Origin of the sequence: Pseudomonas lundensis, from assembly GCF_001042985.1 — a bacterium.
Taxonomy (GTDB): domain Bacteria; phylum Pseudomonadota; class Gammaproteobacteria; order Pseudomonadales; family Pseudomonadaceae; genus Aquipseudomonas; species Aquipseudomonas lundensis.
This window is the reverse complement of sequence record NZ_JYKY01000015.1, coordinates 71,098-84,835: the sequence shown is the minus strand read 5'-3', so window position 1 is coordinate 84,835 and position 13,738 is coordinate 71,098. Positions and strand designations below refer to the sequence as shown.

At 59.4% G+C, this 13,738-nt stretch carries 12 protein-coding genes; 8 read left to right on the top strand and 4 right to left on the bottom strand.

Going from position 1 to position 13,738, the window contains the following annotated elements:
* Nucleotides 1-245 precede the first annotated feature (245 nt).
* Nucleotides 246-1,193, top strand: coding sequence for an AlgP family protein (locus TU74_RS13705; protein ID WP_048376849.1), 948 nt, complete (start codon nt 246-248; stop codon nt 1,191-1,193).
* Here the strand turns inward: TU74_RS13705 and TU74_RS13700 are convergent.
* Entirely contained in the window at nt 1,190-1,654 is a 465-nt protein-coding gene (locus TU74_RS13700; RefSeq protein ID WP_047291166.1) for a TIGR02444 family protein, read from the bottom strand. The two genes, TU74_RS13705 and TU74_RS13700, sit on opposite strands and share 4 nt — an antisense overlap.
* 50 nt (nt 1,655-1,704) lie before the next feature.
* Between TU74_RS13700 and TU74_RS13695 the strand changes: the two genes are divergently transcribed.
* The 5 genes from TU74_RS13695 to TU74_RS13675 all read left to right on the top strand — a co-directional run bounded on the left by TU74_RS13695 (nt 1,705) and on the right by TU74_RS13675 (nt 7,402).
* On the top strand, nt 1,705-3,615 hold the full coding sequence (locus tag TU74_RS13695) for an ATP-binding cassette domain-containing protein (protein WP_048376848.1): 1,911 nt from the start codon (nt 1,705-1,707) through the stop codon (nt 3,613-3,615).
* Complete coding sequence (locus TU74_RS13690) at nt 3,615-4,172, top strand: mechanosensitive ion channel family protein (protein ID WP_047272810.1); 558 nt, start codon at nt 3,615-3,617, stop codon at nt 4,170-4,172. Before TU74_RS13695 ends, TU74_RS13690 begins: the two co-directional genes overlap by 1 nt.
* 105 nt (nt 4,173-4,277) lie before the next feature.
* Nucleotides 4,278-4,910, top strand: a complete 633-nt coding sequence (locus tag TU74_RS13685) for a LysE family transporter (RefSeq protein ID WP_047279809.1) — start codon at nt 4,278-4,280, stop codon at nt 4,908-4,910.
* A 66-nt stretch (nt 4,911-4,976) separates the two neighbouring features.
* Entirely contained in the window at nt 4,977-6,872 is a 1,896-nt protein-coding gene (locus TU74_RS13680) for a cytochrome c/FTR1 family iron permease (RefSeq protein ID WP_048376847.1), read from the top strand.
* 77 nt (nt 6,873-6,949) lie between these two features.
* The gene (locus TU74_RS13675; RefSeq protein ID WP_047272813.1) at nt 6,950-7,402 is read left to right on the top strand and encodes a YaiI/YqxD family protein; all 453 of its coding nucleotides are present in this window, start codon (nt 6,950-6,952) and stop codon (nt 7,400-7,402) included.
* On the opposite strand, the gene elbB is transcribed toward TU74_RS13675, so the two are convergent.
* Together elbB and TU74_RS13665 are read right to left on the bottom strand one after the other, a co-directional pair.
* The gene (elbB, locus tag TU74_RS13670) at nt 7,403-8,071 is read right to left on the bottom strand and encodes an isoprenoid biosynthesis glyoxalase ElbB (protein WP_048376846.1); all 669 of its coding nucleotides are present in this window, start codon (nt 8,069-8,071) and stop codon (nt 7,403-7,405) included.
* Between the two features lie 203 nt (nt 8,072-8,274).
* Nucleotides 8,275-8,892: a DedA family protein gene (locus TU74_RS13665; RefSeq protein ID WP_048376845.1), complete on the bottom strand. Its 618-nt coding sequence runs from the start codon at nt 8,890-8,892 to the stop codon at nt 8,275-8,277.
* A 451-nt stretch (nt 8,893-9,343) separates the two neighbouring features.
* Between TU74_RS13665 and ppk1 the strand changes: the two genes are divergently transcribed.
* Nucleotides 9,344-11,575 carry a polyphosphate kinase 1 gene (ppk1, locus tag TU74_RS13660; protein WP_047291174.1) on the top strand — a complete coding sequence of 744 codons (2,232 nt, stop codon included), beginning with the start codon at nt 9,344-9,346 and terminating at the stop codon, nt 11,573-11,575.
* Nucleotides 11,576-11,621: 46 nt separating this feature from the next.
* Here ppk1 and ppx read toward each other — a convergent pair whose 3' ends face one another.
* Nucleotides 11,622-13,124, bottom strand: a complete 1,503-nt coding sequence (gene ppx / locus TU74_RS13655) for an exopolyphosphatase (protein WP_048376844.1) — start codon at nt 13,122-13,124, stop codon at nt 11,622-11,624.
* A gap of 275 nt (nt 13,125-13,399) precedes the next feature.
* On the opposite strand from ppx, the gene trxA reads away from it, so the two are divergent.
* The gene (gene trxA / locus TU74_RS13650; protein WP_016783018.1) at nt 13,400-13,729 is read left to right on the top strand and encodes a thioredoxin TrxA; all 330 of its coding nucleotides are present in this window, start codon (nt 13,400-13,402) and stop codon (nt 13,727-13,729) included.
* The last annotated feature ends 9 nt before the right edge of the window (nt 13,730-13,738 follow it).

Genomic DNA, 13,738 nt, shown 5'->3' with positions numbered 1-13,738 from the left:
CAAAAGTGCCGGGGATTATGCCAGCCGTGTTGCTGGGTATCGTGATTTATTTGCTCGGCACAATCAGGTGTGTTGAGCCGGTAAAAGCACCGCGCAATTAAGGGCTGGGCTTGATCAAACCTTGATCCAGCACAACTTTCGCGACGCCATGCAACGCATAGCTGTCGTTAGTGTCAACATGATCTAGCGGCGGTTCTTGCAGAGGTCTAGTATGAGCCGCACTCACTTCAGCCAGGAGGTAAACCATGTCGGCCAAAAAGAAGCCCGTTAATACCCCGTTGCACCTGCTCCAACAGCTCTCAGGCAGCTTGCTTGAGCATTTGGAAAACGCTTGCTCCCAAGCGTTGGCTGATGCTGAGAAACTGCTCGCAAAGCTTGAAAAACAGCGCGGCAAAGCTCAGGAAAAACTGCACAAGTCTCGCGCCAAACTGCAAGACGCGGCTAATTCCGGCAAGTCCAAGGCTCAGTCCAAAGCCAAGTCTGCTGTTAAAGAGCTTGAGCAACTGCTCGATGCCCTGAAAGAGCGTCAAACGGAAACTCGCGATTACATCCTGCAACTCAAGCGCGACGCTCAAGAAAGCCTGAAGCTCGCTCAAGGTGTAGGTCGGGTCAAAGAAGCTGTCGCTAAAGCGTTGACCACCCGCGAAGCCAAGCCTGCCAATGCCAAGAAGTCTGCTGCCAAAGCGCCCGCGAAAACCGCCACTAAAGCCCCTGCCAAGGCGCCTGTAAAAGCGGCTGCGAAACCTGCGGTGAAAGCGGCGGCACAAAAGCCGGCCCCTGCACGTGCTGCCAAACCTGTGGCCGCCAAAGCCCCGATCGCCAAGCCTGCTGCGAAAACAGCCGCAGCAAAACCCGCCGCTGCCAAACCTGCGGCTAAAGCGCCGGTAAAAGCCGCTGCCAAGCCAGCCACCCGAGCGGCTGCCAAACCCGCGGCGAAGCCTGCCGTTAAACCCGCTGTCGCCAAGCCTGCCGCCGCAAAACCGGCCGTCAAGCCCGCTGCAAAACCTGCAGTCGCCAAACCAGCGGCCAAACCAGCTGTAAAGCCGGTTGCCAGAAAGCCTGCGGCCACCAAACCGGCCACAGCCGCCAAGCCTGCCGCAGCACCTGCTGCAACCCCGGCCTCTGCGCCCGCCGCAACGCCCGCTCAAACACCGGCCACTACCCCCGCGGTTACGCCAACCAACGCTTCTTAAGCGTGCTTGATTGCGGCACGCAGCGCCTGCAGCGTGTCGCAATCGGGTTGGCCAGCAACGCGGGCCAGTTCCCGCAGCCAGTCGCACGTCTGTGCGCATTGGCCTGGTAGCCACTGGCGAGTCAATGACTCCAACCGCAACAGCAATGTGCGCTCGGCCTCTAACTCCAACGTTTTAACCTGCATGCGTAAAGTGGCGAGCGTCTCATCGTGCGCAGCCGCTTCACGCCATTGCCTCCGTAAGTGGCGCAAAGGCTGTATGACGTCGCGCTGCCAAGGCCCGGCGCAATCCTGAAGCTGTGTCAGTCGGCCCTCATCGCAGGTCACGCCGCGCGTTTGCAACCATGCCGCGCACAGCAGCAGGCACACATCCATCCCCCGGTGTTGCAGCTCAAGGCAAGCGTGCTCGACGCCGGGCCGCGCGTAGAGGTGTAAACAGTAGTTCCACAGGTCAGTGTGCATCGTGCAATTAGCGCCAGTTGAGAGGGAAGCTGGTAGACTCCGCCGCCATTATGATCCGACTTCAGAACCTGACTTTACAGCGTGGCCCGCAACGTCTGCTAGAAGACGCCGAGCTGACGCTGCACGCCGGCCACAAAGCCGGTCTGGTCGGCGCCAACGGCGCCGGTAAATCTACGTTGTTCGCCTTGCTGCTGGGTGAGTTGACCCCCGATTCGGGTGATTGTCTGCTCCCCGCCGACTGGCGGATTGCCCACATGCGGCAAGAAATCGACACCCTCGACCGCATTGCGATCGATTACGTGCTCGATGGCGACCAGCGTCTGCGCCAGGTGCAAGCTGATCTGGCCAAGGCCGAGTTGGCAGAAGACGGCCCGGCTCAGGCACGTCTGCATGCCGAACTGGACAGCGCCGACGGTTATACCGCCGACGCACGAGCGCGCAAAATGCTTGCCGGTCTGGGGTTCACTAACGAACAAATGGATCGCCCGGTCGCTGACTTTTCCGGTGGCTGGCGGATGCGCCTGAACCTGGCGCAAGCCCTGATGTGCCCGTCAGACTTGTTGTTGCTCGATGAACCGACCAACCACTTGGACCTTGATGCCATTCTGTGGCTTGAAGACTTCCTCAAGAGTTACCCAGGCACCTTGCTGCTGATTTCCCACGACCGAGATTTTCTCGATGCTGTGGTGGACAACATTGCCCACGTCGAACAGCGCAAAATCACGCTTTACCGCGGCGGTTACTCAGCCTTCGAGCGCGCCCGTGCCGAACGCCTGGCCCAGCAACAGCAGGCTTACGAGAAGCAACAGGCGCAACGTGCGCACATGGAAAGCTACATCGCCCGTTTCAAGGCTCAAGCCACCAAGGCACGTCAGGCACAAAGCCGGATCAAGGCACTTGAACGTATGGAAGAACTGAGCGCGGCCCATGTCGATTCGCCGTTCGACTTCGTGTTCCGTGAAGCCGTGAAGCTCTCCAGCCCGCTGCTGGATTTGTCCGATGCCCGTTTGGGGTATGGCGACAAAACCATTCTGGAGAAGGTCAAACTGCAACTGGTGCCGGGCGCCCGCATCGGTTTGCTGGGCCCCAACGGGGCGGGCAAATCGACGTTGATCAAAAACCTCGCGGGCGAGCTGGCGCCGCTGGCTGGCCGGTTGGCCCGTGGCGAGAATCTGGTCGTAGGCTACTTCGCCCAGCACCAGCTCGATTCGCTGGACGCCAAAGCCAGCCCGCTGCTGCACCTGCAACGACTGGCGCCGACTGAACGTGAACAAACCCTGCGCGACTTCCTCGGTGGTTTCGACTTCCGTGGTGCGCGCATTGATGAGCCTGTGCTGAATTTTTCGGGCGGCGAAAAGGCCCGTCTTGCGCTGGCGTTGATTGCGTGGGGTCGTCCTAACCTGTTGCTGCTCGACGAACCGACCAACCACCTTGATCTCGAAATGCGTCTGGCGCTGACCATGGCCTTGCAAGAGTTCAGCGGTGCGGTACTGGTGGTGTCTCACGATCGGCATTTGCTCAAAAGCACCACGGACGAGTTTCTGCTGGTGGCCGACGGCAAGGTGCAAGAGTTCGACGGCGACCTTGAGGACTATGCACGTTGGTTGGCCGATTACCGTTTGCGCAACGCCCCTGTCAGCAATACGCCGGTCAATCCGGACAAGACTGACAAAAAGGCTCAGCGCCAGGCCGCCGCTGCACTGCGCCAGCAGTTGGCCCCCCATAAGCGCGAAGCTGACAAGCTTGAGAGCGAGTTGGGCAAGGTCAACGAAAAACTGGCCAGCATTGAAGTCAGTCTGGGCGACAGCGCCGTATACGAAGTCGCCCGCAAGGATGAGTTGCGTGAGCTGCTGGCCGAGCAGGCCCGGCTCAAAGTGCTGGAAGGCCAGTTGGAAGAGCGCTGGATGGAAGCGCTGGAAGTGCTGGAAACCCTTCAGGCAGAGCTTGAGGCCTTGTCCTGATGGAGTCATTGGGCCTGCCTTTACCGGCCGAGTTGATTGCGCCGCTGTGGATTGGCGTCCAGATTCTGCTGATCCTGTTGGCGGGCTATTTCCTGCAGCGCGTCATTGCGCGCTTCCTCACGCGGTTGGGGGAACGCTACCCGCTGCCGCCGCAGTTACTGATGCCCCTGCGCGGCGGCCTGCGCTGGTTCATCATGGGCAGCGCGGTCATCTTCGTGCTGGAGCGTCTGGGTGTGTCAGCCACGGTGTTGTGGACGGCACTCTCGGGGTTCGTCGCAGTGGCGGCCATCGCCTTCTTCGCGATGTGGAGCGTGCTGTCCAACCTCTTGTGTGCCGTGCTGATTTTTACCGTCGGGCCGTTCCGGATTGGCGATGTGGTCGAGTTGCTCGACACGCTGGACAAGCCGGGCGTCAAAGGCCGTGTGGTGGCAATCAACTTGCTCTACACCACCCTGATCGAACCCGCAGAAGCGGGCAGTGGCAGCAGCATGGTGCAAGTGCCCAACAGTCTGTTCTTCCAGCGTTCTGTTCGTCGCTGGCGCGAAGGTGACGTCTAAACAGTCTGCGTTCCCACAGGCTTTGCAGCAAAAAACCAGTGGTTAAATTTCAGCCCGCGCATTAGCTTTAAGGACTTGTTACTGATTTTGTCCGGGAAGTGCGTGATGTCGCTGGAAACGTGGTTGGCCTTTTTTGCGGCGTCCTGGGTCATCAGCCTGTCGCCTGGCGCGGGTGCCATTGCTTCAATGTCATGCGGCCTGCAATACGGTTTCTGGCGCGGTTACTGGAATGCCATCGGCCTGCAACTGGGGCTGGCCCTGCAAATCGCCATTGTGGCTGCCGGGGTCGGTGCAATCCTTGCGGCCTCCTCTACGGCCTTCTACGCCATCAAGTGGTTCGGCGTGGCGTACCTCATCTACCTTGCGGTCAAACAATGGCGTGCCTTGCCCGCTGACCTCAGCGACAACGCCGCCGTTCGCCCCATCGGCAAGCCCCTGGCGCTGGTGTTTCGCGGCTTTCTGGTGAATGTCAGCAACCCCAAGGCATTGGTCTTCATGCTGGCGGTGTTGCCGCAGTTCGTTGATCCGCATGCGCCCTTGCTGTCTCAATATTTGATCCTCGGCACGACCATGATCTGTGTCGATCTGATCGTGATGGCGGGTTACACCGGGTTGGCATCCAAGGTGCTGCGCCTGTTACGCACCCCTAAACAACAGCGCCGCCTGAATCGCACATTTGCCGGGCTATTTGTGGGCGCAGCGGGTTTTCTGGCGACGTTGCACCGCGCTACGACGTAAAGCCCTTGAGAGATTGGGAAGGGAAGTGAACAATGTGTTACTTCTCATTTCCACCCGGATTTCCCCATGACCGCCCGCTCGCGTTTCTTGGCATGGCTGATGCTGCCCATGCTCGCGTTGTGCAGCTTTGTTGTGTCTGCCAACTCCCCGGAAGGTGCCTCGCAGGCACTTCATCTCATTGATTACATTGGCGCGGATTACCCGCCCACGGTCGACCAGGGAAAGGTCATCGACGAGACCGAATACCGCGAGCAACTGGAGTTTCTGGCCGTTCTCAAGGGGCTGATTGCCGATTTGCCTGAACGTCCTGAGCGTGCTGAGCTGGCGCAGGGCGTGAATGCGTTGCAAACCGCTATTGAACAGCGCGAGGACGGGGCAGCTGTCGCCCGTGAAGCCCGTCAATTGGGGGCCAAACTGGCCGTGGCCTATGAGGTCAGCCAGGCGCCGGTCATTACGCCGGACCCCGCCCGTGGGGCGCCGCTGTATGCACAGCATTGCTCGGTGTGCCATGGCGAAACGGGTGCCGGGGACGGCCCGGCGGGAGTGGGCATGACGCCGCCGCCTGCCAACCTGCGCGACGCCGAACGGCTTGATCGCCTGAGTCTCTACGCGATTTACAACACGCTGGGACTGGGTGTCGAAGGCACGGACATGCCTTCATTTGCCGACCAGCTCGACGAACGTCAGCGCTGGGACCTGGCCACCTACATCGCGGGCCTGAGTGCCGACCCGGGTGCAGCCAAAGCAGACAAAACCTACAACCTGGCCGATCTCGCCCGGCAAACGCCGAATGAAGTCCTGGCCGCTGATGGTCCGCAGGCGGCGGCAACGTTCCGTGCGCAGCGCGCGCAGCCGCCACAGGTTGTGCGCGGGCCTGGCCAGTTGCTCGATTACACCGGTGCCACGCTCGACAAAAGCCTCGCGGCGTATCGCGCAGGCGATCGTGAACAAGCGTATGACCTGTCAGTGGCCGCCTATCTGGAAGGCTTCGAGCTGGTGGAAAGCTCGCTCGATAACGTCGACAGCAACGTGCGGAAAAACACTGAAAAAGCCCTCATGGCGTACCGTCAATCGCTGCAGGACGGCTTGCCCGTCGAGCAGGTTGAGCAGCGGCTCGAGGCGGCCAAAGTGTTGCTCAAGGAGTCAGCCGGTTTGCTGGGCAGCGATGGCTTGAGTTGGTCGCTGAGCTACATTTCGGGCTTGTTGATCCTGCTACGTGAAGGCCTGGAAGCCATTCTGGTGCTGGCGGCAATCCTCGCATTCTTGCGCAATACCGGGCAGCAGTCGGCCGTTCGCAGCGTCAACATCGGCTGGGGGCTGGCACTGCTGGCGGGTCTGGCAACGTGGGCGTTGGCGGCGTATGTGATTGACGTCAGCGGCGCGCAGCGCGAACTACTCGAAGGCTGTACGGCGTTGTTTGCCAGCGTCATGGTGCTGTGGCTCGGGGTGTGGATGCATGACCGCCGACATGCTGCGGCATGGCAGGACTACATCAAAAACAGTCTTGTCAGCGGTGGCGGGCGCTTCGGTTTCGCGATCCTGGCCTTCTTCTCGGTGTACCGCGAGCTGTTTGAGGTGATCCTGTTTTACGAAACCCTGTGGCTGCAAGCAGGTCCGGCCGGGCACAACGCAGTGCTGGCAGGTGGCGCGACGGCCCTGGTGCTGTTGATTGGCCTGGCATGGATCATCCTGCGCGGTTCGGCCAAGTTGCCGTTGGCGTTGTTCTTCGGTATCAACGCGGCATTGCTGTGCGCGTTGTCGGTCGTGTTCGCGGGGCATGGTGTGAAAGCGCTGCAAGAGGCCGGGATTTTCGGCACGCGTCCTGTTCCGTTCTTCGAATTCGACTGGCTGGGCATTCATGCGGATGCGTACTCGCTGGGCGCTCAGGCCATTGCACTGCTGGCGATCATCGTGCTTTACGGGCGCAGCAAACTGGCCGAAAAGCGCAGACTACCTGCCTGACGTTCACGCCTTGCCATGCTCACAGGTGTCGTCGCTGCGCGGCAGCGACGACACCTCATTAACAGGAGAGTTTGCCCATGCGGGTCTGGATCGACGCCGACGCCTGCCCCAAGGCTGCGAAGGATCAAGTCATCAAGTTCGCTTTAAAGCGTCAGTTTGAAGTGGTGCTGGTGGCCGGGCAGAGCCAGGTCAAGCCGACCTATGCGTTGGTCAAACTGATTGTGGTGCCCAGCGGCCCGGACGCTGCCGACGATTATCTGGTTGAGCACGCGGTGCCCGGCGAGCTGGTGATTTGCAGCGACGTGCCGTTGGCGGACCGGTTGGTGAAGAAGGGCGTGGCCGCACTCGATCCGCGCGGCAAACCGTTCGATGCCCACAACATGGGCGAGCGGTTGGCGGTGCGGAACCTGTTTACGGACCTGCGTGAGCAAGGTCAGGTGAGCGGCGGGCAGGGTGCGTATGGCGAACGCGAGAAACAGGCGTTCGCCAATGCGCTGGACCGTCTATTAACGCGCCTGACGCGCGCCTGATTAATCGTTTTCGTGAGTCAGTTCCAGCACCCGGTCAACCATCTTGTTGATGCCTGAAGCCGCTTCGCTGATGGATTGCGCCAGCATGTAGGCCGGGGTGCTCACCAATTTACGGGCCGTGTCTTCGACGATCTCGCTGACCTCGCACTCTTGGTGAGTGGCGCCCATTTTGTCTACGGCGGCGGCGGTGTCGGCATCATTGCCAATGGTGCAGATCACGCCAGGGCCATAAATTTTGGCGGCCATGGCCGGTGAAATGCACATCAACCCCACGGGTTTGCTCGCTTCGGCAAAGGCTTCGGCCAGTGCTAGCACATCAGGCTGCACGGTACATTCAGCGCCTTTAGCGGCGAAATCAGACAGGTTTTTTGCGGCACCAAACCCGCCGGGTACGATCAATGCGTCGAAGTCCTCAACGTTCGCCTCGCGAATATCCTTGACCTCGCCACGGGCGATGCGCGCAGACTCAACCAGCACGTTGCGCGACTCAGGCATCTCTTCGCCGGTCAGATGATTGATGACATGCATTTGCGCGATATTGGGCGCAAAGCATTGCGCCTGGGCGCCACGCTGATCGAGGCGCAGCAGGGTGATGACGCTCTCGTGGATCTCGGCACCGTCGTAGACGCCGCAGCCCGACAGAATCACGGCAACTTTTTTCTGGGTCATATGGGTTCTCCTCAAAACGTGATACGTGGCGTTAATGTCGCCTGATTTGGCATCAGATGCCAGAGCGGACAAGTCGGGCGCACGTCGCTGAATGCATGACTAATGGATCGCTTTCAAGCGTCAGTGTTCAGTTTAGAAGAGAGAACGCAGGCGCTGTCATGGGCAGCGCCTCGGGAGGTGCGAGTGCGGGCGCACACGCGGTATTACTCGACGGGCAGGGTGTTGGCGTCGGCGGCTTTGTTTTTTTCTTCCTGCGCGGTCTGTCGGGCGATGCGCGCATTCTTGAAGCGACGGCGGATCCACAGGCAGACGCCCAGTACCAGCAGCGCACCCAACACCCACAATTCGTACTTTTTAACGCTGCCGAGCAAGCCTTCCAGCACGGCGCCAAAGTGGTAGGCGGCGGTGGCCAGGGCGATGGCCCAGATGGCGGCACCAATGCCGTTGAGCAGCAAATAGCGGCCCGGCGGATACCCGGACAGGCCAATCGCCACCGGCATGACGGTGCGCAGGCCATACACAAAACGGAAGCTCAGGACCCAGATGTCCGGATGCTTGCGAATGTGCTCCAGCGCCTTGTCGCCCATCAGTTGCCAGCGCGGCTTGCGCGCCAACAGTTTGCGGCCGTGCTTGCGCCCCATGAAGTACCACAGCTGATCGCCGGCATAACTGCCGAGGAACGCCACGAGCATCACCAGTTTGAGGTCCATGTATCCGCGGAACGCCAAGAAGCCTGCGAGTACCAGAATGGTCTCACCTTCAAAGAACGTCCCTAGAAACAGGGCGAAGTAGCCGAATTCTTGAAGAAATTGTTGGAGCATTGTCTGGATGCTGGCGAAATGAACGCGCAGCCTACGCCTTCAAGCGCGTGTATGAAAGTATCGAAATGTGTCTGGTCGTGAACAAATCCTACAATGCACATGGTTTTGACTTACATCATGCGCGTTGTCATCTGGTGTTCATGGCGCGCCGTTATAAAGGTCGCGCGCGTGCAGGCCGAGGCTGTATCGGGGGTTTTTGCAGTCGCAAGCGATGTGCCCCTGCGCACCGAAGGCTCTACTAAAGTCGCAGTGGATGACGGTCGGGTGGTGGTGATGCAACGCAGACTCAGAACAATTTGACTAAAACACCCTCTAACCAGGCCTCAGCCCGCATAAAGCGCCTCTGAGCGGTTTAATCCCGCAGGCGTTGGTGGCATTCTGGCTGTCAATTTGACTGGCCGCGCCGCTTAACTGTTACGAGAGTCAAACCCGCTCTTATCAGGAACAATCAATGAATACCGAAGGACAGACAGAACTCGTTGCCACCGAACCTCAACCGATTGTTGAGCAGGCCCCCGAAATCCAGCCCGAGCCGCAAGCGCAAGCCCCGGTCGAGAGCCATGGCGCGGCGCACCCGGTGATTACCATTCCGGGTCTGGATGACAGCAGCCTGTATATCCATCGTGAGTTGTCGCAATTGCAGTTCAACATTCGCGTGCTGGAGCAGGCGCTGGATGAGTCCTACCCGTTGCTGGAGCGGCTGAAGTTTCTGCTGATCTTTTCCAGCAACCTCGACGAGTTCTTTGAGATCCGGGTGGCGGGCCTGAAGAAGCAAATTACCTTCGCCCGCGAGCAGGCCGGTGCGGACGGTTTGCAGCCGCATCAGGCGCTGGCACGCATCAGTGAGCTGGTGCATGGCCATGTTGATCGCCAGTACGCGATTCTCAACGACATTCTGCTGCCCGAGCTTGAAAAGCATCAGGTGCGCTTCATTCGTCGGCGTCACTGGAACACCAAAATCAAGGCGTGGGTACGCAAGTTCTTCCGCGATGAAATTGCACCGATCATCACCCCCATTGGTCTGGACCCGACGCATCCGTTCCCGTTGTTGGTCAACAAAAGCCTCAACTTCATCGTGGAGCTGGAAGGCATTGATGCCTTCGGCCGCGACTCGGGTCTGGCGATCATTCCAGCCCCGCGTTTGTTGCCGCGTGTGATTAAAGTGCCGGAAGACGTTGGCGGGCCGGGCGACAACTATGTGTTCCTGTCGTCAATGATTCACGCCCATGCCGATGACTTGTTCCAGGGCATGAAAGTAAAAGGCTGCTATCAATTCCGACTGACCCGCAACGCCGATCTGGCGGTCGACACCGAAGATGTCGAAGACTTGGCCCGCGCGTTGCGTGGCGAGTTGTTCTCGCGTCGTTACGGCGATGCGGTGCGTCTGGAAGTGGCCGACACGTGCCCTAAGCACCTGTCCGACTACTTGCTCAAGCAATTCAACCTGCACGAAACCGAGCTGTACACGGTCAATGGCCCGGTGAACCTGACGCGCCTGTTCAGCATCACCAGCCTGGACAGCCACCCCGAGCTGCAATACACGCCGTTTACGCCGGCCATCCCGAAGCTGTTGCAGAACAGCGAGAACATTTTCAGCGTGGTCAGCAAGCAGGACATTTTGCTGCTGCACCCGTTTGAGTCGTTTACCCCGGTCGTCGACTTGCTGCGCCAGGCCGCCAAGGACCCGCATGTCTTGGCCGTGCGCCAGACCTTATACCGCAGCGGTGCCAACTCCGAGATCGTGGATGCGTTGGTGGATGCGGCGCGTAACGGCAAGGAAGTGACGGCGGTGGTGGAGCTGCGTGCGCGTTTTGACGAGGAGTCCAACCTGCAACTGGCCAGCCGTCTGCAAGCTGCGGGCGCAGTAGTGATCTACGGGGTGGTGGGGTTCAAGACCCACGCCAAGATGATGCTGATTCTGCGTCGTGAAGCGGGCGAAATCGTGCGCTATGCGCACTTGGGCACGGGCAACTACCACGCCGGCAACGCCCGTCTGTACACCGACTACAGCTTGCTGACCTCGGATGACGCGCTGTGCGAAGACGTCGGCAAGCTGTTCAGCCAATTGATCGGCATGGGCAAAACCTTGCGCATGAAGAAACTGCTGCATGCGCCGTTCACGCTGAAGAAGGGCATGCTGGACATGATTGCCCGGGAAACCCAGTTCGCCCTGGAAGGCAAACCTGCGCACATCATCGCCAAATTCAACTCACTGACCGATCCCAAGATCATTCGAGCGTTGTACAAGGCCAGCCAGTCCGGGGTGCGGATTGACCTGATCGTGCGCGGGATGTGCTGCCTGCGCCCGGGCATCCCCGGCGTGTCGCATAACATTCACGTGCGCTCGATCATCGGCCGCTTTCTGGAGCACACGCGGGTGTTCTACTTCCTTAACGGCGGGGAAGAGCAGATGTTCTTGTCGAGTGCCGACTGGATGGAGCGCAACCTCGATAAGCGCGTCGAAACGTGCTTCCCGATTGAAGGCAAAAAGTTGATTTTGCGGGTCAAGAAAGAGCTCGAGTGCTACCTGACAGACAACACGCACAGCTGGAGCTTGCAGTCGGACGGCCGTTATATCCGCAACACGCCAACAGGCAACCAAAACCCGCGCAGTGCCCAGGCTACGTTGCTGGAGCGCTTGAGCCTGCCGGTATTGAGCGTCAGTACCGGCCCGTCGGTATAAGCCTGCCGGTGGCTGGCGCAAGTTGCGTCAGCCACCCATCGCAGTCTCAGGACACCGTTAGCACAATCCCGACCCGGGTCAGCCATTGAGCTTCTTGTTCAAAGTCGGCCTGGGTCAGCGGGTTCTGTTCCAGCCAGCCCTCGGGGAATATCACCTCAAGGTGATCGCCATCGGCGCGCAGTTTGACTTGGGACGCCTGTTGGTCGCCACGAATGTGGTGATACAGAATCGCAAAGCGCAACAAGACGCACAGGCGAATCAGCTTGATGCCGTCATCCCCGAACTCGGCAAACTTGTCTTTAGGGATGTTGCGGCGGTGCCCGCGAACCAGCAACGCGAGCATTTGCTGATCTTCGCGTGAGAAACCGGCAAGATCGGAGTGCTCGATCAGGTAGGCGCCGTGCTTGTGGAAGTGATAGTGGGCGATGTCCAGGCCGACTTCGTGCACCTTCGCCGCCCAGCTCAGCAGTTCACGCCACACGCCGTCTTTCAGGTCCCATGATTTGGCCACTTGATCGAAGGCGCGCAGTGCTTTGCGTTCGACCCGTGCGGCCTGTTCGCGATCGACATGGTAACGGTCCATCAACGAGCTGAGTGTGCGCTCGCGCACGTCTTCATGATGGTGACGGCCCAGCAGGTCGTACAACACGCCTTCGCGCAGCGCGCCGTCGCAATGATCCATGCGCTGCAATTCAAGGGCGTCGAAGATGGCTTCCAGAATCGCCAGGCCAGCGGGGAAGATGGTCCGGCGATCCGGCTTGATGCCTTCAAAGTCGATCTTGTCGACTTCGCCCAGTTTGAAGAGTTTGCGCTTGAGCCAGCTCAGGCCTTCGGCGTTGACCTCGCCATTACCGTGACCGCCCGCCTTGAGGGCCAGGCCAATGGCGCGAATGGTGCCTGACGAGCCAATGGCTTCATCCCAGCCCAGTCGGTGCAGGGCGTGCTCGATGCTCATGATCTCCAGGCGCGCTGCGGTGTAAGCCTGTGCATAACGTGCCGGGGTGATCTTGCCGTCGCGGAAATACCGCTGGGTATAACTGACGCAACCCATTTGCAGGCTTTCACGCAGCAGGGGCTCAAAGCGTTGGCCGATGATGAATTCAGTGCTGCCGCCGCCGATGTCTGCCACCAGGCGCTTGCCCGGCGTGTCCGCGAGGGTGTGTGAAACGCCCAGATAAATGAGGCGCGCCTCTTCCCGTCCGGAAATGACTTCAACGGTGTGCCCGAGAATTTCTTCGGCGCGCACGATGAATTCGTTGCGGTTGCGGGCTTCACGCAAGGCGTTGGTGCCGACGATGCGCACGGCGCCCAGCGGCATACCGTTGATCAGTTGGGCAAAACGCTTCAGGCAATCGAGCCCGCGCTGCATGGATTCTTCGTTGAGTTTGCGTTCTTCGTCGATGCCGGCAGCTAACTGCACCTTTTCACCAAGACGTTCAAGAATACGGATTTCACCGTTCTGAGCCTTGGCCACCACCATGTGAAAGCTGTTAGAACCCAGATCAATGGCGGCGATCAGGGATGGATTCTTGGCTTGGGATTGGGGCATGGTTGAGGGGTCTCGGTCGATAACGTCGCCATCGTGCCACGATCACAGGCTCGCGCCAACGCGTGATGTCGGATGGCTTGATAGGGATCAAAGTTTTTTTCTCAGTGCACGTCAGCTGTAATCTGACCGGCTGAATGGCAGCCCCTGCCTTAAAACCTTCTGCATACGCCGGCTCATGGCTGACTATAGTTATAGTCAATCAAGCGTCAGCTTCCTGAACGCAGTGATGACGGCTATGATGTGCTACGTTTTTGCTTACCACCACGGAGACTTCCATGAGCAGCGATCTTATTAAACACGTCACCGACGCTAGCTTTGAGGCCGATGTTCTCAAGGCTGAAGGCGCCGTATTGGTCGACTACTGGGCTGAATGGTGTGGCCCTTGCAAAATGATCGCGCCAGTTCTGGACGAGATCGCTGAGACGTACAAAGGCAAGCTGACTGTTGCCAAGCTGAACATTGATGAAAACCAGGAAACCCCGGCCAAGCATGGCGTACGTGGTATTCCGACGTTGATGCTGTTCAAGAACGGCAATGTCGAAGCCACCAAGGTGGGTGCGCTGTCGAAGTCGCAATTGGCTGCATTCCTCGACGCCAACATCTAAGTGTCGATA